General features: G+C 70.0%; 23 protein-coding genes. 14 read left to right on the forward strand and 9 right to left on the reverse strand.

What is annotated here, in order from left to right:
* Positions 1–70 precede the first annotated feature (70 nt).
* A complete protein-coding gene (locus ACFPOE_RS21810) occupies positions 71–1,771 on the reverse strand; it encodes a tannase/feruloyl esterase family alpha/beta hydrolase (protein ID WP_376852434.1) in 1,701 nt (566 codons plus the stop codon).
* Positions 1,772–1,903: 132 nt separating this feature from the next.
* Here ACFPOE_RS21810 and ACFPOE_RS21815 point away from each other — a divergent pair, with 132 nt between their 5' ends.
* Entirely contained in the window at positions 1,904–2,395 is a 492-nt protein-coding gene (locus ACFPOE_RS21815) for a MarR family winged helix-turn-helix transcriptional regulator (protein WP_376852435.1), read from the forward strand.
* Positions 2,396–2,419: 24 nt separating this feature from the next.
* On the opposite strand, the gene ACFPOE_RS21820 is transcribed toward ACFPOE_RS21815, so the two are convergent.
* Positions 2,420–2,746, reverse strand: coding sequence for a chaperone modulator CbpM (locus tag ACFPOE_RS21820; protein WP_376852436.1), 327 nt, complete (start codon positions 2,744–2,746; stop codon positions 2,420–2,422).
* Positions 2,727–3,653 (reverse strand): DnaJ C-terminal domain-containing protein, encoded by a 927-nt coding sequence (locus tag ACFPOE_RS21825; RefSeq protein ID WP_376852437.1) that lies wholly within the window; start codon positions 3,651–3,653, stop codon positions 2,727–2,729. Before ACFPOE_RS21825 ends, ACFPOE_RS21820 begins: the two co-directional genes overlap by 20 nt.
* A gap of 293 nt (positions 3,654–3,946) precedes the next feature.
* Between ACFPOE_RS21825 and ACFPOE_RS21830 the strand changes: the two genes are divergently transcribed.
* The gene (locus tag ACFPOE_RS21830; RefSeq protein ID WP_376852438.1) at positions 3,947–4,360 is read left to right on the forward strand and encodes a hypothetical protein; all 414 of its coding nucleotides are present in this window, start codon (positions 3,947–3,949) and stop codon (positions 4,358–4,360) included.
* On the opposite strand, the gene ACFPOE_RS21835 is transcribed toward ACFPOE_RS21830, so the two are convergent.
* From ACFPOE_RS21835 to ACFPOE_RS21845, 3 genes are read right to left on the reverse strand one after another with little or no spacing between them, the layout of a single operon-like run.
* Positions 4,357–5,991, reverse strand: a complete 1,635-nt coding sequence (locus tag ACFPOE_RS21835; protein ID WP_376852439.1) for a sensor histidine kinase — start codon at positions 5,989–5,991, stop codon at positions 4,357–4,359. The genes ACFPOE_RS21830 and ACFPOE_RS21835 overlap by 4 nt on opposite strands.
* Positions 5,988–7,469, reverse strand: a complete 1,482-nt coding sequence (locus ACFPOE_RS21840; RefSeq protein ID WP_376852440.1) for an ATPase domain-containing protein — start codon at positions 7,467–7,469, stop codon at positions 5,988–5,990. The genes ACFPOE_RS21835 and ACFPOE_RS21840 overlap by 4 nt, the downstream gene beginning before the upstream one ends.
* Positions 7,466–7,894 (reverse strand): hypothetical protein, encoded by a 429-nt coding sequence (locus ACFPOE_RS21845; RefSeq protein WP_376852441.1) that lies wholly within the window; start codon positions 7,892–7,894, stop codon positions 7,466–7,468. Before ACFPOE_RS21845 ends, ACFPOE_RS21840 begins: the two co-directional genes overlap by 4 nt.
* Positions 7,895–8,134: 240 nt before the next feature.
* Here ACFPOE_RS21845 and ACFPOE_RS21850 point away from each other — a divergent pair, with 240 nt between their 5' ends.
* The 8 genes from ACFPOE_RS21850 (at position 8,135) to ACFPOE_RS21885 (ending at position 13,667) form a co-directional block, all read left to right on the forward strand.
* Positions 8,135–8,323 (forward strand): hypothetical protein, encoded by a 189-nt coding sequence (locus ACFPOE_RS21850; protein WP_376852442.1) that lies wholly within the window; start codon positions 8,135–8,137, stop codon positions 8,321–8,323.
* A complete protein-coding gene (locus tag ACFPOE_RS21855; protein ID WP_376852443.1) occupies positions 8,320–8,499 on the forward strand; it encodes a hypothetical protein in 180 nt (59 codons plus the stop codon). Before ACFPOE_RS21850 ends, ACFPOE_RS21855 begins: the two co-directional genes overlap by 4 nt.
* A 148-nt stretch (positions 8,500–8,647) precedes the next feature.
* Positions 8,648–8,860 carry a hypothetical protein gene (locus ACFPOE_RS21860; RefSeq protein WP_376852444.1) on the forward strand — a complete coding sequence of 71 codons (213 nt, stop codon included), beginning with the start codon at positions 8,648–8,650 and terminating at the stop codon, positions 8,858–8,860.
* A 142-nt stretch (positions 8,861–9,002) separates the two neighbouring features.
* Positions 9,003–9,395, forward strand: a complete 393-nt coding sequence (locus ACFPOE_RS21865; RefSeq protein ID WP_376852467.1) for a response regulator — start codon at positions 9,003–9,005, stop codon at positions 9,393–9,395.
* Positions 9,392–10,255, forward strand: coding sequence for a transglutaminase-like domain-containing protein (locus ACFPOE_RS21870; protein WP_376852445.1), 864 nt, complete (start codon positions 9,392–9,394; stop codon positions 10,253–10,255). The genes ACFPOE_RS21865 and ACFPOE_RS21870 overlap by 4 nt, the downstream gene beginning before the upstream one ends.
* Positions 10,256–10,446: 191 nt before the next feature.
* A complete protein-coding gene (locus ACFPOE_RS21875) occupies positions 10,447–11,682 on the forward strand; it encodes a porin (protein ID WP_376852446.1) in 1,236 nt (411 codons plus the stop codon).
* Positions 11,683–11,693: 11 nt separating this feature from the next.
* Positions 11,694–12,095, forward strand: a complete 402-nt coding sequence (locus ACFPOE_RS21880; RefSeq protein WP_376852447.1) for a hypothetical protein — start codon at positions 11,694–11,696, stop codon at positions 12,093–12,095.
* A gap of 18 nt (positions 12,096–12,113) precedes the next feature.
* Positions 12,114–13,667, forward strand: coding sequence for a methyl-accepting chemotaxis protein (locus ACFPOE_RS21885; RefSeq protein WP_376852448.1), 1,554 nt, complete (start codon positions 12,114–12,116; stop codon positions 13,665–13,667).
* A gap of 16 nt (positions 13,668–13,683) precedes the next feature.
* On the opposite strand, the gene hrpA is transcribed toward ACFPOE_RS21885, so the two are convergent.
* From hrpA to ACFPOE_RS21900, 3 genes are all read right to left on the reverse strand, one after another.
* Positions 13,684–17,673 (reverse strand): ATP-dependent RNA helicase HrpA, encoded by a 3,990-nt coding sequence (gene hrpA, locus ACFPOE_RS21890; RefSeq protein WP_376852468.1) that lies wholly within the window; start codon positions 17,671–17,673, stop codon positions 13,684–13,686.
* Between the two features lie 69 nt (positions 17,674–17,742).
* Entirely contained in the window at positions 17,743–18,963 is a 1,221-nt protein-coding gene (locus ACFPOE_RS21895) for a diguanylate cyclase domain-containing protein (RefSeq protein WP_376852449.1), read from the reverse strand.
* Positions 18,963–20,183, reverse strand: a complete 1,221-nt coding sequence (locus ACFPOE_RS21900; RefSeq protein ID WP_376852450.1) for a GGDEF domain-containing protein — start codon at positions 20,181–20,183, stop codon at positions 18,963–18,965. Before ACFPOE_RS21900 ends, ACFPOE_RS21895 begins: the two co-directional genes overlap by 1 nt.
* An 80-nt stretch (positions 20,184–20,263) precedes the next feature.
* Here ACFPOE_RS21900 and argA point away from each other — a divergent pair, with 80 nt between their 5' ends.
* From argA to ACFPOE_RS21920, 4 genes are all read left to right on the forward strand, one after another.
* On the forward strand, positions 20,264–21,613 hold the full coding sequence (gene argA / locus ACFPOE_RS21905; RefSeq protein WP_376852451.1) for an amino-acid N-acetyltransferase: 1,350 nt from the start codon (positions 20,264–20,266) through the stop codon (positions 21,611–21,613).
* A 199-nt stretch (positions 21,614–21,812) separates the two neighbouring features.
* Positions 21,813–22,247 carry a hypothetical protein gene (locus tag ACFPOE_RS21910; protein WP_376852452.1) on the forward strand — a complete coding sequence of 145 codons (435 nt, stop codon included), beginning with the start codon at positions 21,813–21,815 and terminating at the stop codon, positions 22,245–22,247.
* 87 nt (positions 22,248–22,334) lie between these two features.
* A complete protein-coding gene (locus ACFPOE_RS21915; RefSeq protein WP_376852453.1) occupies positions 22,335–23,021 on the forward strand; it encodes a dienelactone hydrolase family protein in 687 nt (228 codons plus the stop codon).
* Positions 23,022–23,093: 72 nt separating this feature from the next.
* Positions 23,094–24,446: an erythromycin esterase family protein gene (locus ACFPOE_RS21920; protein WP_376852454.1), complete on the forward strand. Its 1,353-nt coding sequence runs from the start codon at positions 23,094–23,096 to the stop codon at positions 24,444–24,446.
* The last annotated feature ends 166 nt before the right edge of the window (positions 24,447–24,612 follow it).

Genomic DNA, 24,612 nt, shown 5'->3' on the forward strand with positions numbered 1-24,612 from the left:
CACCGGCCGGTGCTTGATCTGGATCAGCCCGTCCGGCCCGCGCATCCCCCGCCGGGTGCTACTCCGGGCGCTACTTGCAGCTGAAACTGCTGGCCAGCTCCAGGCTGCCGCTGCCGTTGTAGCGCGCGACCTTCGGGTAGGGGCACAGCGGCCGGGTGCGGTCCGCGGCCCAGCCGGCCGGCACGTCCGGGTTGACGCCGCCCGCATTGCCGGCGCCGCGGGCCTGGGCCACGATGGCATCGGGCGCGATGCCCTTCTCCACCCAGTTGACCAGCGGCGTCAGCGCGTCGAACTGGTCGGTGGCCGGGCCGCCGGAGCAATGGCCCATGCCGGGGACGCGGTAGAAGCGCGCGAAGCCGGAAGCGTCGCCACCGTTGTTGGCCTGCAGCCCCTTGTACCAGGCCTGCGAGTCGTTGACCGAGAAGATCGGGTCCGCCACGCCGTGGTACAGGATGATCTTGCCGCCGCGCTTGTTCAGCACCGACATGTCGGTCGGGTTGGGCGGCGTCATGAAGCTCATGCCCGACTCGGTGTACAGCGCATTGGTCGCGAAGATCTGCGCCACCAGCGTGTCCAGGTTGGCGCTGAGCGTGAAGGCCGGGCCGTTGAAGCCGCTGGCGTTCTCCGGCGGCGTCTTGAAGATCAGGCCGACCGCGCCCGAGTCCAGGGCCAGCGGCGAGATGAACTCCCAGAACGGGATGCCGGAGCCGGAGACGCCGGAATCGTAGGGGAAGCTGGAGTAGATCAGCGCGCCGTTGCTGGTGGTCGGGCCGCTGAAGATCTTGCCGATCACGGTCTTCTGCGCCGCCGACAGGCAGGTGCCGTCGCGGGCGCCGGTGCAGGTCGGCACGTCGCGCTGCAGGTCGAACGCCGCCTGGCAGGCCGCCACGTCCTGGATCAGGCCGTCGGTCGCGCCGTCCAGCGCATCGCACTTGGCCAGCACCGAGGCGCCGAGCAGCGCCCGTTCGGCGGTGGTGAAGGCGGTGGACAGGTCGGCCGGGTTGGTCGCGACGCTCGCGTACAGCTGCCCGCCGGCGATGCTGGCGATCGCCGCCTTGGGCAGGTTGTAGCCCGGCGAGCCGGCCAGGATGCCGTCGTAGTCGGTGGCGTAGCGGGTGGCCGCGATCATCGCGTGGCGCCCGCCGTTGGAGCAGCCGCCGAAGTAAGAGCGGTCCGGGCCCTTGGTGTAGGCGGCACTGATGACGCTCTTGGCCATCGGCGTGAGCTTGGCGACGGCCTGGTAGCCGTAGTCCAGGCGGGCCTGCGGGTCGATGCCGAAGTTCGGGCCGAGCGCGCCGGCGTGGCCGGCGTCGGAGCTGAGCACCGCGAAGCCCTGTTGCAGCGCATTGGTCAGGGCGCCGCCGCCGTTGACCGGGCCGGTGGCCGGCACCACCGCGCCGTCGATGCCGCCGTTGCCCTGGTGGTAGAAGCGGCCGTTCCAGGCCAGCGGCAGCCGCATCTCGAAGCCGATCGCATAGGCGTTGCCGTCGACCGCACTGGTGCGGCTGAACATCTTGCCCAGCACCTGGCAGTGCGCGGCAATCGGCTGGCCGGCGACGGTGAGCGATCCGGCGGGCACCGAATTCACGGCCGTGATGGTGGTGTTGGCCAGCGTCGACAGGCGCGGCGCCAGGTCGGCGCAGCTGCCGAACAGGGGGGCGCCGGTGGCGGCGGACAGCCGCACCGGGTCGTCCCCGCCGCCGCCGCCGCAGGCGGTCAGCGCGGCGCAGACGGCGAGCGCCGACGCGGCCTGCATGGAAGGATGGAACATTCGGCGTCTCCTGGTGTTGGGTAAAACCATTAAGTTAATGAATCAATGATCGCCAAGAATCGGTAGTTTCCCTGCACACACGCGGCTCATATGGTTCAGCTAATGATGCAATCGGAGCAGGCACAATTGGCCATGCCAGCCAAGCGCGCCCCCCGCCCCGACGTCACGCCCGCCGGCCAGCTGGCCGAGGCCAAGCTGCACTTCGTGCTGGGGTACCAGCTGGCGCAGGCGGCCATCGTCACCAACGGCCTGTTCGCGCGCCATGCCGGCAAGCCGTTCGCGCTGCGGCCGGTCGAATACACGGTGCTGACGCTGATCGCGGAAAACCCGGGCGGCTCGCAGGCGCGGCTGGCACGCGCGCTGGCCGTCACTGCGCCCCACATCACGGCGATCATCGACCGCCTCGAAGCCAGGGGCTGGATCGCGCGCGGCCGCAGCGCGGACGACCGCCGCTCGCAGGCGCTGCAGGCGACGCAGCTGGGGGAAGAGCTGGCGCGCAAGGCCACGCAGGCCATCGTGGACGGCGAACGGGCGGCGCTCTCCACGCTCAGCGCGGGCGAACAGATGATCCTGGTGGAGCTGCTGCACAAGGTGGCCTGCTCGCGCCCGGCCGCCGCCGGCTGAGCGCCCGGCGGACCGGCGCCGCGCTCAGCCTGCGCTGCGCGCCCGCAGCGAGCGCAGCTCGCCTTCCAGGCCCTCGATGCGCTGGATCAGGCCCAGCAGGATCGAGACGGCGTACAGGTCCAGGTCCAGGTCGCGCCGCAGCCGGGCGACCTGCCGCAGCGGCATCACCCATTCGGCGCTGAACAGCGTTTCCGGCAGCGGGGCGCGCAGCGGCTCCAGCGCTCCGTAGCCGACCAGCTCCTCCAGGTCGGCGGCGCTGAGCGCGCAGACCCGCGACAGCTCCGTCACGGTGATGGTCTCGCGGCCGTCCAGCCACGCCAACTCGCCGCGCTCACCTGCTTGCGTTGCCATGCTGCCCTCCGCGTGGGTTGAAGTTGGAAACCTTGGCCAGTTCCGCGAACAGCTCGCGTTCCCGCTCGCTCAGCGTGGGCGGAACGTCGATCAGCGCCACCGCATACAAATCGCCGCGGCCGCCGCTGCCGTTGGCCATGCCGCGTCCGCGCAGCCGCAGCTTGCGGCCCGACCGGGTGCCGGGCGCCACCGTGAGCACCACCGGGCCGTCGAGCGTGGGCACTTCGACTTCCGCACCCAGCGCCGCCTCCCACGGCGCCAGCAGCAGGTCGAAGTACAGGTCGTGGCGGTCCACCCGGAACACCGGGTGCGGCGCCAGCGTGAGGTGCAGGTAGATGTCGCCGTCGGCGCCGCCGTTGCGGCCCTTGCCGCCCTTGCCCTTCAGGCGCAGCTTCTGGCCGTCGGTGACCCCGGGCGGGATCTTGATTTCCAGCGTGCGCGCGCCCTGGCCCTCGCCGACCTCCAGGTTGACCGTGGTGCCGCGGTGCGCGTCTTCCAGCCCCAGCGAGACGGTGGTCTCGTAGTCGCGGCCGTCCACCGGCCGGGGCCCGCGCGCACCCGCGCCGGCTGCGCCGCGGCCGCGCCCGAGCGAGGCCAGCAGTTCTTCCAGGTCGATGTCGCCGAAGCCGCCGGCGCGGCTGCCGAAGTGCTGCTCCCACTGCGGCGGTGGCGCGAATTCCTCGCCCTGCGGCCGGCGCCCGAGCTCGTCGTATGCCTTGCGCTTCTCGGGGTCCTTGAGCGTGGCGTAGGCCTCCGCCACTTCCTTGAAGCGGGCCTCGCTGCCGCCCCCGGCCTTGGACACGTCGGGGTGGTGCTCGCGCGCCAGCTTGCGGTAGGCCTTCTTGATCTGCGCCAGGTCGGCGTCGCGGGGAACGCCGAGCGCCTCGTAATAGTCTTTGTATTTCATGATGGGTAAGGGCAGCGTCCGGACGACGCCCGCCAGCGTACTGCAATCGCGCCGCCATGGGCGCAAAGCGTGCGCCGGCGGCTTTCCCGGCGCCGGCAAACCGGCGGCGCTGCCCGTTGCATAAGCAATCTAACTACACGGCCGGGGCGAAGCCGCGCCGGGCCGTGCGATCGGCCGGGCAACCCACAGCTAATCCCAGCTTATCCACAAACTTGTCCCGCATTCACGCGCAATTCGATCCGGCGCGGGCCGGCCCCGTATCCCGCCCCCGGCGTTTGACGCAAAATGCGCGGATGCGCAGCAGCAGCCCCTCCCCCTCCAGACACCTGATCGGCAACCGCGTTGCCAGCGCCAAGTCCACCACCGAGAAGGTGCAGGAGGACATCCAGCTGGCCGAGGCGGAGCTGCACCTGGCCAACGTCGTGATGACCGACAAGCTGGCCGGCAGCGTCAGCGACGCCGAGCTGGCCAAGGCGGTCAGCCACACCGAGCAGGTCGAGGAAAAGCTGCGCGACGCCGGAGAGAGTTTGAACGTGGTCGCCGAGCTGTTGAGCTCCGAGGAGAGGGACCGCCAGCGGCTGGAGCAGGCGGCCCGCGAGGCCGACGGTTCGTCCTCGCCGGGTGCGCGCTCGGGCGAGGGCTCGGCCAGCGTGATCGAGCACCTGCGCGAACTCACGCGCCACAAGCTCAATAGCGACCAGGCCTAGCCGGCCGGAGGATCCCGCTCCAGCGGCAGCGTCACCGTGAAGCGGCTGCCCAGGCCCTTGCCGGCGCTGGCGACGCTCACCGTGCCGCCGTGCCCTTCCACCAGTTCGCGCACCACGGTCAGCCCGATTCCCAGGCCCCTGCCGTTGAACAGGGTGGCGTGCTGCTCCTGCACGAAGGGCTCGAAGATGGTGGCCAGCGCCTGGGCCGTGATGCCGATGCCGTTGTCGCTCACCGTCAGCACCATGCGATCGCCGTCGGCAGAGGCTTGCAGCCCGACCCGGCCGCCCTCGGGCGTGTACTTGGATGCGTTGTCCAGCAGGTTGCCCAGCACCTGCGCCAGCCGCAGCGCGTCGCCGCAGACCTGCAACGGGCCGGCCGCCAGGTGGACGTCGAACTGCTGCAAGCGCGTGTCCATCGAGGGCCGGCAGGCCTGCACCACGTCGTCGATCAGGCCATTCATGTCCACCGAGACCAGTTCCAGCCGCAGCTTGCCGCTGCTCACGCGCGACACGTCCAGCAGGTCTTCCACCATGCGCGACATGTTGCGCACCTGGCGCTCGATGATGCCCTGCAGCTTGCCCAGCAGCGGGCCTTCGGTGGGAATGCGCCCGAGGATGGCGGCGGCATTGCGGATCGGGGTCAGGGGGTTGCGCAGCTCGTGGGCCAGCACGCCCAGGAAATTGGTCTGCCGCTCCAGCGCCTGCTCGGCCGCCTGCTTGAGGTCCTGCGCGGTGAGCACCGCCAGCAGCAGCTGCGTGTTGGCCTCCTGCAGCTGGTCGTTGCGGCGCATCGATGCGGTCGCGGCCGAGCGGTGGTCCACCAGCGGCTGGCGCAGCGCCTCCAGCGTGCGCAGCTGCGGGCTGCGTTCAGCGCCGCCGGACTCGCCCTGGAACGCATAGCTGCCCAGGCCGCGCCACTTGGCCAGGTACATCGCAGCCACCGCGCGCTCGGTCAAGGCATCGGCGTCGGTGCCGTCCTGCGGGTAGACGGCGATGCCGGCGCTGGCGGTCAGCCGCAGCACCTGCTGGTTGAGCATCGTGGGCGCTCCCAGCGCGCCCACGATCCTGGCCGCATGTTCCACCGCCTCCGAGACATCGGCCAGCTGCGGCAGCAGGATCAGGAACTCGTCGCCGCGGTGCCGGCTGACGGTGTCGATCGGGCGCGCCGCGGCCTCGAGCGTGCGGGCGGCCAGCTGCAGCACCTGGTCGCCGGTCGCATGGCCCAGCGTGTCCCTGATCAGCTTGAAGTCTGTGAGGTTCAGCAGCACCAGCGCCACATGGGCGCCGCTGCCGTCCTCCCTGGCGTCGGCGATCAAGGTGGCCAGCCGCGACCGCAGCAGGCCCGGCAGCGGCAGCCCGGTGAGGCTGTCCAGTTCCGCCGCCTCCGCCATCTCGCGCAGCGCCCGCTCGCTGGCTTCCGCTTGGCGCCTGGCCGCCAGCGCCGCCAGGACCAGGTGTTCGTTGGCCTCCACCAGGTGGGCCGCGCGGCCGCTGACCAGTTCGATGCGCGCTGCAGCGACCTGCCTGCGCAGCCCCGCCAGCTCCTCGCGGGAGGCGTCGATCTCGGCCTGGATGCGGCTGGCCTCGGCCATGGCCTCGGCGCGCAGGACCGGATCGGGACCGGCGCTCATGGCGAGCGATCTGCCGCGTCCGTGCCGTCCTTGCGGGTCGGCCGGCCGCCGAGCAAGCCCTCCTGGTCCTCCAGCAGCTCGCCGATCACGAGGCCGCCGTCGTCGATGGTGTATTCGCGCAACTCGTTCGAATGCATGCTGCCGCGCACCTTCACCACCGCCAGCATGCGGCGCAGCCGGCTGTCCACCTCGATGTAGCGCTGCACGATGATGGCGTCGGTGAGGAAGGCGGTGCCGTAGGGGCTGAAGCGCAGGTCGGTATAGCGGTCCTCCAGCTCGGACGTCATCAGCACCGTCACGCCCACGCTGGCCAGCGCCGACACCAGCCGCAACAGCGACTCGCGGAAGTCCTCGCGGAAGGTCGGGGCGAGCTTCAGCTCGAAGCCCGACAGCGAATCTATCACGACGCGGGTCGCGCCAAGCCGCTCGATCTCGGCCATCAGCATCCGCAGCACTTCGGCGATCGACAGGTCCTGCGCATGGGTGTTGACCAGCCCCACCCGGCCGGCCCGGATCAGCTCGGTGATGACAGGGCTGCGCAGCTGGTTGGGCCGCTGCTCGAACACCGCGATCACGCCGGTCTCGCCGTTGCGCGCCCCCTCGGCCAGGAAGGACGCGGCCAGGATGCTCTTGCCGGAGCCCGAGGGTCCCGCCACCAGCAACGAATAGCCGCGCGGCAGGCCGCCGCCCAGCATGTCGTCTAGACGGTCCACGCCCAGCCGCAGGCGCGGCGCCGCCTGGCCCTTGACCACCGGCGCGTCCAGCGTGTGGGTGGCCAGCTGCGGCGGCGCGAACACCTCGATGCCGCGGTTGCTGATGCGAAACGGATGCAGGCCCGGCAGGGTGGACTGGCCGCGCATCTTCATGATCTCCAGCTTGCGCACCATCGAGTTGCGCTGCACGCTCTGGCGCAGCCAGATCAGGCCGTCGGCGACGGTGAACACCGGGTTGGCGTCGGTCTCGGTGAAGTACTCCCCGATCAGGAAGGTGGTGGCCTGCCAGCTGGTCATCAGCATCGCCAGCTGCTGCATGAAGTGCTGCAGGTTGTTGTGCGGGTCGCCGGGCGCGGTGCCCGCCAGCACCACCGAGCGGAACGAGTCGACGAACACCAGCGACGAGCCGTGGGCGTGCACCTCCGCCGCGATGCGGGCCAGCACGGCGTCCAGGTTGCCGGTGAGCGCGTCTTCTCCCAGGTTGATGAACCGCACCGCCTGGTTGACCAGCTTGCCGTCGAAGAAGTCGAACTGCTGCTGGTAGCGCAGCATCTTGAGCGTCGGCTCGCCCAGCACCGTGAGGTACAGCGCCGGCCGCTCGGGCGAGGCCAGCGCGAACATCATCTGGTGCGCCAGCGTGGTCTTGCCGCAGCCCGGCGGGCCGGCGATCAGGTTGAAGGAGAACTCGGGCAGGCCGCCGCCCAGAACTTCGTCGAGTCCGGGCACGCCGGTGGGCAGTCGATTGATGGTGACTTTTTCGTTCATTGCGTGCGATCCTGGGCGGGCGCTCCGCCGAATGGGTTGTCCCACGCCGAGCGCAGAAGTTGTCCGGTCAACGCCGGCCCGATCAGGCTGCGCAGCAGCTCGTAGACAGCCTGCAGGTGGTCGCCGGCGGCGCTGGCCGCTGTGCAACTGTCCTGCTGCGCCAGCGCCGCGGCGAGCAGGCCAAGGTCCATGTCCGACCCGATGCCGCCATTGACGGCGGCCAGCCACGGATGACGCTCGCGCACCAGGTAAAGGCTGCGGCAATAAAGTGCCGAGACGCCCCGCCCGCCGATGACGGGCGCGAGCGCGGAGTCGATCGCCTGCCATGTCGAGACGACGGCATCGGCAATCCGGGTGGTGTTGTCGCCTTCGGCGGCCAGGCGCTCGAGCGTGCCGGCAAGCTTGCGACTGTCCTGGGTGGGCACGGAAAGCTGTCCTTGACTGATTCAGCGCATGGTACGCCCGGATGAGTTGGCGGCCGGCCTTTCTTTTTTACCGACGCAATCCGGGCCCGCACAGCGCGGATGGCCACGCTCCGGCGCTCGCGGTCAAAACTTTCCTACAAATCGTCTGGGGCCTTTCCGACCGCTCCTGCGGCCGAGGTTGCGCAGACTTGCACCAAGCCGGGCCCCTGTGCCTGCACGGCAAAACAAAGGAGCGACCCCATGGGCGGACAGAACGATACGAAGGAAGAACACGGCTCCAGCGAGCCGCAGCAGCACCCGGAACAATCCGAAGGCGGCAACAGCGGCCACGGGGCCGCCAGCGCCCTGGCCCACATGATTTCGCAGGGCCGGGAGCACCGGCACCAGACCGGCGGGGCCGACGACGCAGCGGGAGTGCAGGGCCAATGAGCGACCCCATCCTCCCGATCCCCGCTTCGCACCCGGCCCAACCCGCCGGCGCCGGCGGCAGCGGCGAAGGCGCCCAGACCGCCCTGGCGGCGATGATCCGCAAACGCAAGATGGGCGAGAACCACGTGGACGACGATCCGCTGGACAGCGCGCCCAAGCCGCTTCCCGCCGCCTGACCGGGCTTCGCAATGGCCGGGGCATACCAGCCCGGCAGAAGGCCATTCCTACAGGCCGGTGTGGTGCTGTCCGACAGCCAGCAACCGGCGCTGCATGCAAATTCCTGGCCGCAGGCGCGCAGCCTGCGGCAGTACAGGAGTTCCAGACATGGCTTGCAACAACCAGCGCAGCATCTACGAAGGCATCAGCAAGGTGGTCGGCTCGTCCAACCGCGGTTTCATCACGCTCGATCCGGAGCGCCAGTGCCGGATCGCCACCCAGCCGGCCAAGGCCCTGCCCGGCGCCGGCGCGATGGGTGAGCCCCGGGCGCCGCAGGCGCGGCCGGGCACGCTCGCATCGGCCAGCGGCTTGCGCCGCTAGCGGCCGCTGCCGGCATCCCAGGGGCGCTTCGGCGCCCTTCTTTTTTGTCCGCCATGGTGCAGAGGCGCTGCCTTCCTACAGCGGCCGCGGTCAACTGCTGAGAACATCGGGGCATCGTTTCGAACAACGGAGACACGCGGTGATGAAGGTACTGCTGGTGGAAGACAGCATGGAGATCCAGAAGCAGATCGGGGGCATCCTGGAAGCGATTCCGGGCACCCGGCTGGTCGAGGTGTTTGCCACCGGCGCGCAGGCCGGCGAGTGGCTGGAGCGGCACCCGGCCGGCTGGGACCTGGCCGTGGTGGACCTGTTCCTGCGCGAGGGCCACGGCTTCGACGTGCTGCGGCGCTGCCGCCGGCGCAAGCCGCACCAGAAGGCGGTGGTGCTGTCCAATTACAGCCGGGCACCGGTTGCCGACTTCGCGAGGCAGGCGGGCGCCGACGCCTTTTTCGACAAATCCCTGGGCCTGGAACAGTTCGTGCAGTTCTGCGTCTCGCAATCCGCGGCCTGCCAGGCCATGAGCAATACCCAATGATCCGACTCGAACTGCAAATCGACTTGTATTACCAGGTCAACGATCCGTACGGCGCCGACTTCATCTTCAACATCCACCCGGCCCAGACGCCGTGGCAGACCATCTCGCACGAGAACCTGGCACTGAGCCAGCCGGTGGCGGCGGAGGTGAGCACCGAGCTGGTGACGGGCAACCGCTTCATGCGGCTGCACGCCGAACAGGGCCCGCTCACCGTGTCCTACTCGGGAACGGTGGACCTGAACCAGCACCGGGCCGATCCGTCGACCCTGGCCGAGGTGCCGGTGCGGCAGATGCCGCTGGACGTGATGGCCTACATCTATCCGTCGCGCTACTGCCAGTCGGACCGGCTGGTGAAGTTCGCGATCAACGAGTTCGGCCAGCTGCGCCAGGGCCACAGCCGGGTGCTGGCGATCCAGGAGTGGGTGCGCAAGCACGTGACCTTCACGTCCAACACCAGCAACTCCAACACGTCGGCCGTCGACACGCTGATCGAGCAGGTCGGCGTCTGCCGCGACTTCGCCCACCTGATGATCGCCCTGTGCCGGGCGGTCAACATCCCGGCGCGGATGGCCACCGGCACCGATTTCGGCGCCGACCCGGCGCTGGGTCCGCCAGACTTCCACGCCTACGTGGAGGTGTACCTGGGCGGCCGCTGGTACATCTTCGACCCGTCCGGGACCTCGATCCCGATGGGCTTCATGCGCATCGGCACCGGCCGCGACGCCGCCGAGGTGGCCTTCGCCACCATCTTCGGCAACGTGCAGTCGCAGGCGCCGCTGATCCGCACCCGCGCCATCCTGGACGCCAACCGCGGCTTCGAGCTGCCGTGGCACTGCCTCGAGGCGCTCTCGACCAGCTGATTCCCGCCCAGTTGTTGCCCTGGCGCCACGACGCCGGCCGCTCCGCGACCGTCCCGGACGCGGCTTTGTGGAAAAGCGCACGAAAGCGGGCGTCGTCGCGCGCAGGCCCCCACTTTTCAGGGTGCGGCTTTGCCACGTCAATTGTATTCTCTTGTAACTTTAGTAAGTTTATCTTTCAAGAGAACCCCACTATGACGCTTTCGCTGAGACCCCTCCTCCTCGCCCTGACCGCCGCCAGCCTGGCCGGCGCGGCCCAGGCGCAGACCGCGCCCGACATCAAGTTCAGCGGCTTCGGCACGCTGGCCGCCACCCATTCGAGCGAGCACAACGCCGACTTCGTCGGCACGATCTTCCAGCCGAACGGCGCCGGCGCGACCAGCGACTGGGCCTTCGGCGTCGACAGCAAGCTGGGCGCCCAGGTCGACGCGAAGTTCGGCGACCGCTGGTCCGCGGTGCTGCAGGTGGTCTCGCAGCACACCTACGACAACAACTACCGCCCGAACGTGGAGTGGGCCAACGTCAAGTTCCAGGCCACACCGGAGCTGAGCCTGCGCGCCGGCCGCATCGCCGCGCCGTCGTTCCTGGTGTCGGACACCCGCTTCGTCGGCTACGCGCAACCCTGGGTGCGCCCGCCGGTCGAGGTCTATGGCGTGATCCCGATCACCAGCAACGACGGCGTCGACCTGTCCTACCGCAAGCAGTTCGGCAGCTTCACCAACACGCTGCAGGCCTACTACGGCACGGCGACCGCGCGGCTGGAATCGGGCAAGGTCAAGTCCAAGGCCGGCTGGGGCATCAACGATTCGGTCCAGTCCGGCGACCTGACGCTGCGCGCCGGCTACACGGCCAACAAGCTGGACATGCAGCTGGCCAACGTTGACACCCTGCTCGGCGCGATCGGGCAGTTCTCCGCGCTGCCGGCGCCGATCGGGCCGCAGGCCGGCGCCCTCGTCCAGAAATACCGCCTCACCGACATGAAGACCTCGTCCTTCACGCTGGCCGCCAGCTACGACCCCGGCCAGTGGTTCGCCATGGCGGAGCTGGTCGACTTCCGCGGCGCCGGCATCCTGACGGACAGCCGCTCGTGGTACCTCACGGGCGGCTACCGCTTCGCCAGCTTCACGCCGTATGCCACCTATGCCAGGTCCAGGTCCAGCGTCGCCAACGAGCCGGGCATTCCCCTCCCGCCCGCCGCGCCGCTCAACGCCGGCCTGAACGCGCTGCTGAACAACCAGTTCAACGGCTCCCAGACCACGGTCTCGGCCGGCGTGCGCTGGGACTTCATGAAGAACACGGCGCTGAAGCTGCAATACGACCATGTCAGGAACGGCGCGGGCTCGGCCGGCCAGCTGGCGCATCCGCTGCCGGCGCTGGTGCGCGGCAGCAGCTACAACCTGCTCAGCGTCGCGCTGGACTTCGTGTTCTGAAGGAGGCTGCCATGAAACTGCGTTCCCCATTCATCGCGGCCCTCGCACTTGTCGCCACCTGCGCCGGCGCCGCCGACCTGGTCGTGATCGCCAACCCCGCATCCGCCACCCCCCTGAGCAAGGACCAGGTCTCCGACCTGTTCCTGGGCAAGAGCCAGTCGCTGGCGCCGGTCGACCAGCCCGAAGGCTCCGGCGTCTATGCCGACTTCTACCGCAAGGCCACCGGCCGCGACGTCGCCCAGGTCAAGGCCACCTGGGCCCGGCTGGTGTTCAGCGGCAAGGCGCAGGCGCCGCGCCAGCTGGCCGACTCCGCCGCGGTGAAGAAGGCGGTGGCCGCCGATCCGAAGGCGGTCGGCTACATCGAGAAATCCGCTGTCGATCCCACGGTGAAAGTGGTTCTCTCCCTTGACTGAATCCGCGCGGAGGCACCGGTGAAGTTCCGAACCAAGATCTGGATGCTGCCGCTGGCGGCGGCTCTCGTGTTCGTGGTCGGCGTTGCCGCCAGCTACTACGTCGGTGCCCGCACGCTGCAGGCACTCAACCGCCTGAGCAAGGTGGAGGCGCCGGCCCTGCAGCAGCTGCGCCTGGCCGACCAGGGCATCGAGCAGTTCCGGCTGCTGCTGCAATCGGCCGCGGTCGAGGGCGACGCCGACAAGCTCAAGGAAGTGCGGGCCGCCGTCGACCGCACCCGCGGCGTCGTCCAGGCGCTTGGGGCGCTGGACGGCAAGTCGCAGCTGGCCGCCGACCTGCTCGCCGCCTATGACAGCTATCACGTGGCCGCGCTCGGCGCCGCCAGCAAGATGCTCACCCATGCCGACGCCGGCGACGACGTGCGCCGCATGCAGTCGGCGCAGTCGGCGCTGGACGCGCTGGTCAGGCGCGACCTGGCACAGGCGGTGGCGCTGACCGATTCGCTGCAGGCGCAGGCGGTCACCGGCGTCGGCTCCGGCCTGTGGGTGACGCTGGCGATCGGGATCGTCGTGCTCGCGGTGCTGGGGCTGGCGTCGAAGGTCGTGATCCGCTCGGTCTGGCGCGAGCTGGGCGAAGAGCCCGACACCCTCCACCTGCTGACCCGCAGGATCGCGGACGGCGACCTGCAGCTCGAGGGCCGGCCCGCCGAGCGCGACGGCCGCTCGCTCAATGCCGCGATCGCCACCATGGCGGGACGGCTGCGCGACACGGTGGGGACGATCCGTGCCGCCAGCGAGTCGATCGCCGAGGCCTCGGCCGAGATCGCCGCCGGCAACGCCAACCTCAGCGCCCGCACCGAAGCGTCCGCGTCCAACCTGCAGCACACCGCATCGTCGATCGCGCAGCTGACCGTCAGCGTGCAGCAGAGCGCCGAGGCGGCGCAGGAAGCGAACCGCCTGGCCGGCATCACCAGCCAGGCCGCCCACCGCGGCGGCGACATTGTGGCCCAGGTGGTTTCCAACATGGACGAGATCACCGTCGCCTCGCGCAAGATCAGCGAAATCATCGGCGTCATCGACGCCATTGCGTTCCAGACCAACATCCTGGCGCTCAATGCAGCGGTGGAGGCGGCGCGTGCCGGCGACCAGGGCCGCGGCTTCGCGGTGGTCGCGGGTGAAGTGCGCACCCTGGCGCACCGCTCGGCCACGGCGGCCCGCGAGATCAAGGCGCTGATCGCCACCTCAACCGACAAGGTCGAAGGCGGCTCGCGGCTGGTGCAGGACGCCGGCAAGGCGATGGGGGAAATCGTCTCCGGCGTGCAGCGCGTGACGGTGATGATCGGCGAGATCAGCACCGCGGCGACGGCCCAGTCGGTCAGCATCGGCGAGGTGCACAGCGCGGCCCACCGGCTCGACGAGATGACGCAGCAGAACTCCGCCCTGGTGGAGGAAGCGGCGGCGGCGGCCGGCAGCATGCGGGAACAGGCCGGGCGGCTCAAGAACGTGGTCGACGCGTTCCGGGTGGGCAGCCACGCTCAGGGCGCTTCGCTGGCGCTGCCCTCGCCGGCGCACTGAAAGGCGGCCGCCGCGCTTAGCTGTTCAACTGCGCCCAGACCTTGTCCAGCCGCTTGACGCTGACGGGCTGGGGAGTGCGCAATTCCTGGGCGAAGAAGCTCACCCTCAGCTCCTCCAGCAGCCAGCGGAATTCGCTCATGCGCTCGTCCACCGCGCCCTTGCGTTCGGCCACCAGCCGCCAGTAGCGCTGCTCCTGCGGCCGCAGTTCCGACAGCCTGGAGGCGTCGCGCGCCGGGTCGGCGCGCAGCTTGTCCAGGCGCAGCGTGACGGCCTTGAGATAGCGTGCGAAGTGCTGCAGCTGCGGCCACGGCGTCACGGCCAGGAAGCGTTTTGGCATCAGCCGCTGCAGCTGCTGCAGCGCATCGGCCGTCGCTTCCGGCTGGATCCTGGTGTCCTTGATCTTGCGCACCGCGGCGCCGTACTCCAGCAGGATGGTGGCGGCCAGCCGCGCCACCTCGTTGGCGATCAGCGTCAGGCGGCCGCGCCCTTCCTCGATGCGCCGCTTGAACGCGGCTTCGTCGGTCGGCAGCGGGTCGAGCAGGAAGGCGCGGTCCAGCGCCACCTCGATGATCTGGTCGCGCAGTTCTTCCTGCGTGCCCAGCGACATGTAGGCCACCGCCATCTTCTGCAGCTCGGGGACGTTCTTTTCCAGGTACTTGATCGCGTCCTTCAGCTGCAGCGCGAACAGGCGACGCAGGCCGGCGCGGTGCTTGGCCGCGGCGACGTCCGGCTCGTCGAACACCTCGATCGCCACCGCGTCGCCCTGGTCGACCAGCGCCGGGAAGCCGACCAGGCTGGTGCCGCCCTTGCGGATCTCCATCAGCTCGGGCAGCTCGCCGAAGGTCCATGCGGTGTAACGCTGCTCCGCACCTGCGGCGCGGGCGGGCAGGCTGGCCGGCGCACGCCCCTGCGCGGCGCCACCGGCCCCACCCCGGTTCCCGGCCGCAGCGGCGGCGGGGACCTGCTCCAGCGTCCGCGCCTTCATCCCGGCCAGCGCCTGGAACGCGCCGCGCGCCTGCACACCGAGCTCCGCCTTCAGCGCGCCGAGGTTGCGGCCCATCCCGAGCTGGCGGCCGTGCTCGTCGACCACCCGCAGGTTCATGAACAGGTGGGCCGGCACCATGTCCAGCTTGAAGTCGGCGCGCTTGACGTCCAGGCTGGTCTGGTCGCGCACCATCTTGAGCAATGCGTCGGTCAAGGAGCCGCGCTCCCAGTGCGTGTCAGCGCTAAGGATGGCCGCCAGCTTCGTGGCCGACTCCGGCAGCGGCACGAAGCGCGACCGCGGCCGCTGCGGCAGGCTCTTGAGCAGCGCCTGCACCTTGTCCTTGAGCATGCCGGGCACCAGCCAGTCGACCCGGTCGTCGCTGACCTGGTTCAGCACGAACAGCGGCACGTCCACCGTCAGTCCGTCGCGTGCGTCGCCCGGCTCGTGCAGGTAGGTCGCGGCGCAATCGACGCCGCCCAGGCGGATGGTCTTGGGAAACGAGTTGGTGGTGATGCCGGCGGCCTCGTGCCGCATCAGCTCGTCGCGCGACAGCTTGAGCAGGTTGGGGTTGGCGCGGCTGGCCTCGCGGTACCAGTGCTCGAAGCCGTGCGCGCTGAACACGTCCGGCGGCAGCTGCTGGTCGTAGAAGGCGTAGATCAGTTCGTCGTCCACCAGCACGTCCTGCCGGCGCGACTTGTGTTCCAGTTCCTCCACCTGCTTGACCAGCTTGAGGTTGGCGGCCAGGAACGGCAGCTTGGTTTCCCACTGGCCGGCCACCAGCGCCTCGCGGATGAAGATCTCGCGCGCGCCGTGCATGTCGATCGGGCCGAAGGCGACCCGGCGTCCGCTGTACACCACCAGCCCGTACAGCGTGGCGCGCTCCAGCGCCATCACGTCGCCGGCCTTCTTCTCCCAGTGCGGGTCCAGCACCTGCTTCTTCAGCAGGTGGCCGGCCACCTCCTCGATCCAGGTCGGGTCGATGTTGGCGATGCCGCGGCCGAACAGGCGCGTGGTCTCCACCAGTTCCGCCGCCACGATCCAGCGGCCCGGCTTCTTTTTCAGGTGGGCGCCCGGATGCGGGAAGAACTTGATACCGCGCGCGCCCAGGTATTCGCCGCCGCCTGTCCTGAGCCCCGTCGAAGGGCCGCGCGCGCCGGTGGCGGCGTTGCTCGACGCCTCTTCCAGCTTCCAGCCGACGTTGCCCAGCAGGCCCGACAGCATCGCCTTGTGCAGCTGCTCGTAGCTGGCCGGCTGGGTGTTGAGCTTCCACTTGTGTTCGGCCACCACGGTGTGCAGCTGCGAATGGATGTCGCGCCATTCGCGCACCCGGCGGATGTTGACGAAGTTCTGGCGCAGCAGCTGCTCGTACTGGCGGTTGGACAGCTTGTGCTCGTTGTCGTGACCGCCACGGGCATCGTGGATCCACTGCCACAGCTTGAGGTAGCCCGAGAACTCGCTCCTCTCGTCGTCGAACTTGGCGTGCTGCTGGTCGGCCTGGGTCTGCATCTCCATCGGCCGGTCGCGCACGTCCTGCACCGACAGTGCCGAGGCGATCACCAGCACCTCGTCCAGCGCCTGGCGCTCGCGCCCCTCGATGATCATCCGGCCCACCCGCGGGTCCAGCGGCAGGCGCGCCAGCTCCTGGCCCAGCGGCGTGAGCTCGTTGGCGTCGTCGACCGCGCCCAGTTCGTTGAGCAGCTGGTAGCCGTCGGCGATCGCCCTGCCCTGCGGCCGCTCCAGGAACGGGAAGTCCTCCACCATGCCCAGGCGCAGCGACTTCATGCGCAGGATGACGCCGGCCAGCGACGAGCGCAGGATCTCCGGGTCGGTGAAGCGCGGCCGCGCGGCGAAGTCCTTCTCGTCGTACAGCCGGATGCAGATGCCGTCGGCCACCCGGCCGCAGCGGCCGGCCCGCTGGTTGGCCGAGGACTGGCTGATCGCCTCCACCAGCAGCTGCTCCACCTTGCTGCGGAAGCTGTAGCGCTTGATGCGCGCGGTGCCGCTGTCGATCACGTAGCGGATGCCGGGCACGGTCAGCGAGGTCTCCGCCACGTTGGTGGCCAGCACGATGCGCCGGCCGCCGTGGCTGTCGAAGATGCGGTCCTGCTCGGCCTGCGACAGGCGCGCGAACAGCGGCAGCACTTCGGCGTTGCGCGTCATCACGTCGTGGGCCAGGTGCTTGCGCAGGTGGTCGGCGGCCTCCCGGATCTCGCGCTCGCCCGGCAGGAAGACCAGGATGTCGCCCGGTGCGTTGCCCTGCCACAGTTCGTCCACCGCGTCGGCGATCGCGCTGTTCAGGTCGTAGTCGCGCGTTTCCTCGAACGGGCGCCAGCGCTGCTCCACCGGGAACATCCGGCCCGACACATACAGGATCGGCGCAGGGATCATTTCCTGCCCCCACGCTCCGCGCCTGGCGTCGTCGCTGCCCCCCGAGGGGGCTTCGCCCGGCTTGGGGCGGCCCGGCGCCGGGCGAGCCGAGGCGAAGTGCTGCGCGAAGCGGTCGGCGTCGATGGTGGCCGAGGTCACGATGATCTTCAGGTCCGGCCGGCGCGGCAGGATCTGGCGCAGGTAGCCGAGCAGGAAGTCGATGTTGAGCGAGCGCTCGTGGGCCTCGTCGATGATGATGGTGTCGTAGGCCTTGAGCAGCGGGTCGGTCTGCGTCTCGGCCAGCAGGATGCCGTCGGTCATCAGCTTGACCGAAGCGTCGCGCGACAGCCGGTCCTGGAAGCGCACCTTGTAGCCCACCACTTCGCCCAGCGGCGTCTCGAGTTCTTCGGCGATGCGCTTGGCGACGCTGGAGGCGGCGATCCGGCGCGGCTGGGTGTGGCCGATCAGCCGGCCCTGCCCCGGCGGCGCGTTGAGCTTGCCGCGGCCCATGGCCAGGGCGATCTTGGGCAGCTGGGTGGTCTTGCCCGAGCCGGTTTCGCCGCAGACGATCACCACCTGGTTGGCCTGCAGCGCCGCCGTGATCTCGTCGCGCCGCTCCGAGACCGGCAGCGATTCAGGAAATGTGATGTTCAGCGGCAAGGCGTGCGATACCCAAAGCCCTCAATTATGGGCGCTTGGCTTGGGCACAGGCCGGCAGGCTTTTCAACGCAGGTCAGTGAGCGGCAATTCGGCGATGGAACGGGAATCGCGGTCGAACCAGGCGATGCGGCTGCCGAAGCTCCAGGCGGCGCGCGACATGTCGCGCGCCATGGTGACGGCCGCCGCGGGCCGCATCTGCGGCGTGGCGGCCGCCAGCACGCCGACGCCGACCTCGGCGGCCCAGGTGGCGCGGCCGGCCTGCGGCGCGGAAGGGTCGGCGGCGGTGGCCAGCGACACCGGACGGCGCAGCCGGCTGGCCACCGTGCGCGCGATCTCCACCAGCCGCATCGGGTCCTGCGAGTTGCGCGTGAGCAGCAGGAAGCCGTCGTCGCCCAGCCGTCCCATCTCCACGTCCGCCGGCACGCTGCGCCGCAGCCGTCCGGCGCAGATGAACAGCGCGTGGTTCACCGCCCCGCGGCCGTGCAGCTGCTCCAGTGCGTACAGGTTGGCGATCGAGATCGCGATCACGCCCACCGGCCGGCTCTCCCCCTCGACGTGGCGGAACAGGTGGCCCACCAGCTGCCCGGTCTCGGCATGCGAGCGCATCCGGGTGACCGGGTCGTAGCTGGGGCCGTACGCCATCACCTCGCGCAGTTCGATCAGGTAGGAATAGCGGGCCCACATCGACAGCGCCATGCTCGTGAGGTAGCAGACACCGGCCACGGCGCTGGCCGCATGCACGTACCAGGGGACGCCCTCGAGGTCCAGCGCGATCCAGCTCAGGCCGACCAGCGCGATCAGCATGAAGGAGACCCCGTACACCGCCAGCCAGGCCAGCCGGTCGCCGCGCCGGGCACTGCGGATGCAGACTGCCAGCGCCAGCAGGCCGCCCAGCGTGGCCATCACCGAGCTCAGCGCCAGCGCCTCCTTCGGCTCCAGCGCCCAGCCGGCGGCCAGGGTCGCCGCCGCCACCGCCAGCACCGAGACCCGGATCCGGCGCGCGGTGCGCGGCTGCCGCAGCCATCCCAGCAGGGCCATCAGCATCAGGCCCAGCGCGGTGGCGCTGACGACGGCCAGATGGGCCAGCATGCGTGCGTGGTGGTCCCGGTCCATCGGCAGCCAGCCCAGGTAGGCGACCACGAACAGCGCGGAGATCAGCGAGGACAGCGCCGCCGTCAGCGCCACCCGCTGCAGCGAGCGGAAGAACGCCGCCAGCGAGCCGGCCAGCATCAGTGCCACCGCGCAGAAGAATGCGCCCCAGAAACCTGCCGCCAGCAATCCCATCAACGCCTTCCGTCGGTAAGAGGCAGTTCGGCGATCTCGCGCCGGTCGCGGTCGAACCACGCGATCCTGCTGCCATAGCTCCATGCCGTGCGCGACATGTCCCGTGCCATTGTCACGGCATTCGCGGGCCGGGTCGCCGGCGCCGACGCCGCCAGCACGCCGACCCCCACGTCGGCCACCCAACCGGCCCGGCCGGACGTTTCCGCCGTCGGGTCCGAGGTGCTGAGCGACACCGGCCGCGCCAGCCGCTGCGCCACCTGCCGCGCCAGCGCCACCAGCCGCTGCGGGCCGTCGGTGTCCCGGGTGACCAGCAGGAAGCCGTCCTCGCCCAGGCGCCCCATCTCCACGTTGCCGGGCACGATGCGGCGCAGCCGGCTGGCGCAGACGAACAGCGCATGGTTGGCGGCGCCGCGGCCGTGCAGCTGCTCCAGCGCGTACAGGTTGCCGATCGACACCGCGATCACGCCGACCGGGCGCGCCTCGCCGCCGGCCGCGACGAAGGCGGCGCCGACCATCTGGCCGGTCTCCGCGTGCGAGCGCATCCGGGTGACCGGGTCGTAGGCCGGCCCGTAGGCCATCACCTGGCGCAACTCCAGCAGGTAGGAATAGCGCTCCCACACAGCCACCGAGAAGGTGGCCAGGAAAGCCGTGCCGGCGATGGCGCTGACGGCGTGGACCGGCCAGGCCGTCACTTCCTCCAGCGCGATCCAGGACAGGCCGGCCAGGGTGATGTCCACGAAGAACATGCCGGCGAAGGCCAGCCAGGCCAGCCGGTCGCCCAGCAGGGCGCTGCGGGCCGCGAGCGGCAGCGCCACCAGCCCCATCAGCACGATGACCAGCGAGCTGAGCATCAGCGCCTGCCGCGCGCTCAGCATCCAGCCGACCAGCACCACCAGCGCCGCCAGGCCCCACACGGCCATCGACGCCAGGCGCCGGCGCTCGGGCCCGCGGGTCAGGCCCAGCCACGCCAGCAGCTGCAGGATCGGCAAGGCGAACGACACGGCGGCGATATGGGCCAGCACCCGCTTTTCGGCGTCGCCGTCCGGCATCGGCAGGCCGCCCAGGTAGGCCAGCGTGAACAGGGCCGACACGACGGCCAGCTGCGCCGCGCGCAGCGGCACCTTGTGGCGGGTCTGCAGGTATGCCAGCAACGAAGCCGCCAGCATCAGCGCTGCGGATCCGAAGAAGGCGCCCCAGAACCCAACGGCCACTGTGTTCATTTGGCCAGACGATACCTGTACAGCCACGGGGGCGCTAGGGCCTTTCCCTTACACTGCTGCGCAATCCTGATGACGCCCAGATGTCCACCGTATTCAACTTCACCTTCGTGCCCTGGTTCCGCTCGGTGGCCCCCTACATCCACATGCACCGGGGCAAGACCTTCGTGGTGGGCCTGCCCGGCGAAGGAATCGCGGCCGGCAAGCTGCCGCACATCGCGCAGGACCTGGCGCTGATCCAGAGCATGGGCGTGAAGGTCGTGCTGGTGCACGGCTTCCGGCCGCAGGTCAACGAGCAGCTGCGCACCAAGGGCCAGGCCTCGAAGTACTCGCACGGCATGCGCATCACCGACGAAGTGGCGCTGGACAGCGCCCAGGAGGCGGCCGGCCAGTTGCGCTACGAGATCGAGGCCGCCTTCAGCCAGGGCCTGCCCAACACGCCGATGGCGGGGTCCACGGTGCGGGTGATTTCCGGCAACTTCATCACCGCCCGGCCGGTCGGCGTGCTCGATGGCGTCGACTTCCGGCACTCGGGCCTGGTGCGCAAGGTGGACGTGGCGGGCATCTCCAGGACGCTGGACTTCGGCGCCATGGTGCTGCTGTCGCCGTTCGGCTTCTCGCCCACCGGCGAGGCCTTCAACCTGACCATGGAGGAAGTGGCGACCAGCGTGGCGATCGCGCTGCAGGCCGACAAGCTGATCTTCCTGGCGGAGATCCCGGGCATCCGCATCCAGCCGCTGGAGCCGGAAGGCGACGACAACCCGATCGACACCGAGCTGCCGCTGGCGCAGGCCGAGCAGCTGATCGCCAGCCTGCCCAACCCGCAGCAGCCGACCGACACCGCCTTCTACCTGCAGCACTGCGTCAAGGCCTGCAAGGCCGGCGTCGAGCGCAGCCACATCATCCCGTTCTCGGTGGACGGCTCGCTGCTGCTGGAGGTGTACGTGCACGACGGCATCGGCACCATGGTGGTCGACGAGAAGCTGGAGAACCTGCGCGAGGCCGGGGCCGACGACGTCGGCGGCATCCTGCAGCTGATCGAGCCGTTCGAGCGGGACGGCACCCTGGTCAAGCGCGATCGCACCGAAATCGAGCGCGACATCGCCAACTACACCATCGTGGAGCACGACGGCGTGATCTTCGCCTGCGCCGCGCTCTATCCCTATCCGGAAGCCAGGACCGGCGAGATGGCGGCCCTGACGGTGTCGCCGCAAAGCCAGGGCCAGGGCGACGGCGAGAAGGTCCTCAAGCGCATCGAGCAGCGCGCCCGCGCGATGGGGCTGGAGAGCATCTTCGTGCTGACCACCCGCACCATGCACTGGTTCCTCAAGCGTGGCTTCGTCCAGGTGGAGCCCGAGTGGCTGCCCGAGGCGCGCAAGCGCAAGTACAACTGGGACCGCAAGAGCATGGTGTTCGTCAAGAAGCTCGGCTAGCCACTCCGGCGTCAGCACGCCAATCAAATTCAGTCGAACAAGAAAGCTGGGGCCACGGCCTGCGCTTTCCTGGTCGACGGTATTTGCATTCCGCGGTCTGGATCCCCGCTCAAGGCCGGGATGACAAGCGCCAGATGACAGCGCGCCGATTCGCCGCTATCGTTTCCCTGCGGGGCCGGCGCGCCCCGAGGGAGTGACCATGATTCCATCGCTCTGGTTCTGGGCGCCCCAGTTCCATTTCCCGTTCAGCGGCAGCGTGGCCCAGCGCATCGCGCCGGACTTCTTTTCCAACATCGGCAGCCAGGCCGGCCGGGCCAACGGCGACGGCGACGTGGAGCGCGAGGCCTTCGACATCGCCTCCTACGGCCGCCAGCTCGGCCTGATCAGCGAGGTGCTGCTGTCGATGGCCGGCAAGGACACGGTCTCCCGCGCCAAGGGCGAGGAATCGCTGGAGCGGCTCCAGGCCATCTACCTGCAGGTCGAGGAGGTCAAGCGCCGCCACCAGGCCAGCGAGCTGGAGGACGCCCGGCTGGCGCTGGAAAAGCTGCAGCAGACCGATCCGGCGGCGCTGGCGGCCCTGTTGCAGGGCTTCTCCGCGGCGCCGCCCCGGCTGGCGGCCCCGGCCCGGCGCTGAGCCCCCCGCCCTTTCCTACACGCGACGGGAAAGTGTCTGACAGCCGCCGCCGCGCACCGCGCGCAGCCTCAACCGGAGGACCCAGCCATGAACACGCCCTTTCCCGCAATTGCCAGCAGCAGCGAGGTGCGCCTGCCCACCGGCCACCACTGGCTGTACGGCGATCTCGTCCTGCCGGAGTCGTTCTCGGGGCTGGTGCTGTTCGCCCACGGCAGCGGCAGCGGCCGCCACAGCGCCCGCAACCGGCAGGTGGCGCAGCGGCTGCAGCAGCGCGGCATCGCCACCCTGCTGTTCGACCTGCTGACGGTGGAAGAGGAGCACGTGGACCTGCAGACACGGGAACACCGCTTCGACATCCCGCTGCTGACGCGGCGCATGCAGGATGCCACGCTGTGGGCGCAGTCCCAGCCGCAGCTGCAGCACGCCCGCATCGGCTACTTCGGCGCCAGCACCGGCAGCGCCGCCGCGCTGATCGCCGCCGCCCGGCTGGGTTCGCGCATCAGCGCGGTGGTCTCGCGCGGCGGCCGGCCCGACCTGGCCGGGCCGGTGGCGCTGGCGGCCGTGACGGCGCCGACGCTGCTGATCGTCGGCGGCGCGGACGACGTGGTGCTGGACCTCAACGAGCAGGCCTTGCGCGTCATGCAGTGCGAGAAGGAACTGGCCGTCGTGCCGGGCGCCACCCACCTGTTCGAGGAACCGGGCACGCTGGAACAGGTGTCGGCGCTGGCCGGCGACTGGTTCGCGGCGCACCTGTCGATGGAGCACGCGGCATGAGCCGCCGCACCGCGATCGCAGCGCCGGCCCGGCCGACCCCCGGTTGACAGCAAGGAAGGAGCGACGACAAGCATGGCCACACAGCATTCGATGCCGGCCAACCGCGACCTGCTCGATGGCCTGAGCCGCGGCATGGTGGAGATGCGAGGCAACGCGCGCGACCACGACGCGCTGCTGCAGCTGATCGGGCCGTCGCGTTTCGCGCTGCTGGGCGAGGCCTCGCACGGCACGCGCGAGTTCTACCGCGAGCGGATCGCGATCACCCGGCGGCTCATCACCGAAAAGGGCTTCACCGCGGTCGCGGTGGAGGCCGACTGGCCCGACGCCTGGCGGGTCAACCGCTACGTGCGCGGCCGCTCCGACGATCCCGACGCCGCGGCTGCCCTGTCCGGCTTCCAGCGCTTTCCGGCCTGGATGTGGCGCAACACCGAGGTGCGCGATTTCGTCGAATGGCTGCGCGGTTACAACGAGGGCCGGCCGGCGCAGCAGCAGGTGGGCTTCTACGGCGTCGACCTGTACAGCCTGTTCACCTCGATCCAGGCGGTGCTGGAATACCTGGACCGCACCGACCCGCAGGCCGCCGCCCGGGCGCGCCTGCGCTACGCCTGCTTCGACCATGCGCGCGAGGACAGCCAGGCCTACGGCTATTCCGCCGGCTTCGGGCTGGCCCGTAGCTGCGAGGACGAAGTGGTGCAGCAGCTGCGCGACATGAACGAGCGGGCCGCGCGCCTGCCGTCGACACCCGGCATGGAGCGCGACGAAAGTTTCTTCGCGCAGCAGAACGCGCGGCTGGTGCGCAACGCCGAGGAGTACTACCGGACCATGTTCCGCGGCCGGGTCTCGTCCTGGAACCTGCGCGACAGCCACATGGTGGAGACGCTGCAGGCGCTGGACCGCCACCTGGGCTCGGAGCAGGGGCTGCCGCGCATCGCGGTGTGGGCCCACAACTCGCACCTGGGCGACGCCGCCGCCACCGAGATGGGCGAGGCCGGCGAATGGAACGTCGGCCAGCTGATGCGGGACCGCTACCACGAGGAGGCGGTGCTGGTGGGCTTCAGCACGCACCACGGCACCGTCACGGCCGCCTCGGACTGGGACCAGCCGGCGCGGCGCAAGCGGGTGCGCCCGGGCCTGGCCGGCAGCTGGGAAGACCTGCTGCACCAGGCCGGCGCCAGCCGCTTCATGCTGCCGCTGCGCGCGGACGCGCAGCTGCAGCGGCTGGCCGCGCCGCAGCGGCTGCAGCGCGCCATCGGCGTGATCTACCGGCCCGAGACCGAGCGGCAAAGCCACTACTTCATGACGCGGCTGTCGCAGCAGTTCGACGCCCTGATCCACATCGACGACACCAACGCGCTCGAGCCGCTGGACCACGGCCCGGTGTGGCACGACGTCGAGCCGCCGGAGACCTATCCGTCTGGCGTCTGACAGCCGGCCCTCCGTCATCCCGGGCTCTTCTACTGTCATCCCTGACTTGATCCGGGATCCATGTCTTCTGCCTTCCTCGCTTCCGCGCCGATGCCTCGTTGGCGCGGCCGCCGGCCAGGGTGGGTCGTTCTCCGGTCACGCTCGCGGGCGTCATCCTGTGGACGCG

It is taken from the genome of Caenimonas terrae (assembly GCF_042655405.1).
GTDB lineage: Bacteria > Pseudomonadota > Gammaproteobacteria > Burkholderiales > Burkholderiaceae_C > Ramlibacter > Ramlibacter terrae_A.

Excerpts from the sequence above, each read along its gene's own strand:
- ACFPOE_RS21810 (WP_376852434.1), bottom strand. The coding sequence starts at position 1,771 with ATGTTCCATCCTTCCATGCAGGCCGCGTCGGCGCTCGCCGTCTGCGCC.
- ACFPOE_RS21815 (WP_376852435.1), top strand. The coding sequence starts at position 1,904 with ATGCCAGCCAAGCGCGCCCCCCGCCCCGACGTCACGCCCGCCGGCCAG.
- ACFPOE_RS21820 (WP_376852436.1), bottom strand. The coding sequence starts at position 2,746 with ATGGCAACGCAAGCAGGTGAGCGCGGCGAGTTGGCGTGGCTGGACGGC.
- ACFPOE_RS21825 (WP_376852437.1), bottom strand. The coding sequence starts at position 3,653 with ATGAAATACAAAGACTATTACGAGGCGCTCGGCGTTCCCCGCGACGCC.
- ACFPOE_RS21830 (WP_376852438.1), top strand. The coding sequence starts at position 3,947 with ATGCGCAGCAGCAGCCCCTCCCCCTCCAGACACCTGATCGGCAACCGC.
- ACFPOE_RS21835 (WP_376852439.1), bottom strand. The coding sequence starts at position 5,991 with ATGAGCGCCGGTCCCGATCCGGTCCTGCGCGCCGAGGCCATGGCCGAG.
- ACFPOE_RS21840 (WP_376852440.1), bottom strand. The coding sequence starts at position 7,469 with ATGAACGAAAAAGTCACCATCAATCGACTGCCCACCGGCGTGCCCGGA.
- ACFPOE_RS21850 (WP_376852442.1), top strand. The coding sequence starts at position 8,135 with ATGGGCGGACAGAACGATACGAAGGAAGAACACGGCTCCAGCGAGCCG.
- ACFPOE_RS21855 (WP_376852443.1), top strand. The coding sequence starts at position 8,320 with ATGAGCGACCCCATCCTCCCGATCCCCGCTTCGCACCCGGCCCAACCC.
- ACFPOE_RS21860 (WP_376852444.1), top strand. The coding sequence starts at position 8,648 with ATGGCTTGCAACAACCAGCGCAGCATCTACGAAGGCATCAGCAAGGTG.
- ACFPOE_RS21865 (WP_376852467.1), top strand. The coding sequence starts at position 9,003 with ATGAAGGTACTGCTGGTGGAAGACAGCATGGAGATCCAGAAGCAGATC.
- ACFPOE_RS21870 (WP_376852445.1), top strand. The coding sequence starts at position 9,392 with ATGATCCGACTCGAACTGCAAATCGACTTGTATTACCAGGTCAACGAT.
- ACFPOE_RS21875 (WP_376852446.1), top strand. The coding sequence starts at position 10,447 with ATGACGCTTTCGCTGAGACCCCTCCTCCTCGCCCTGACCGCCGCCAGC.
- ACFPOE_RS21880 (WP_376852447.1), top strand. The coding sequence starts at position 11,694 with ATGAAACTGCGTTCCCCATTCATCGCGGCCCTCGCACTTGTCGCCACC.
- ACFPOE_RS21895 (WP_376852449.1), bottom strand. The coding sequence starts at position 18,963 with ATGGGATTGCTGGCGGCAGGTTTCTGGGGCGCATTCTTCTGCGCGGTG.
- ACFPOE_RS21900 (WP_376852450.1), bottom strand. The coding sequence starts at position 20,183 with ATGAACACAGTGGCCGTTGGGTTCTGGGGCGCCTTCTTCGGATCCGCA.
- argA (WP_376852451.1), top strand. The coding sequence starts at position 20,264 with ATGTCCACCGTATTCAACTTCACCTTCGTGCCCTGGTTCCGCTCGGTG.
- ACFPOE_RS21910 (WP_376852452.1), top strand. The coding sequence starts at position 21,813 with ATGATTCCATCGCTCTGGTTCTGGGCGCCCCAGTTCCATTTCCCGTTC.
- ACFPOE_RS21915 (WP_376852453.1), top strand. The coding sequence starts at position 22,335 with ATGAACACGCCCTTTCCCGCAATTGCCAGCAGCAGCGAGGTGCGCCTG.
- ACFPOE_RS21920 (WP_376852454.1), top strand. The coding sequence starts at position 23,094 with ATGGCCACACAGCATTCGATGCCGGCCAACCGCGACCTGCTCGATGGC.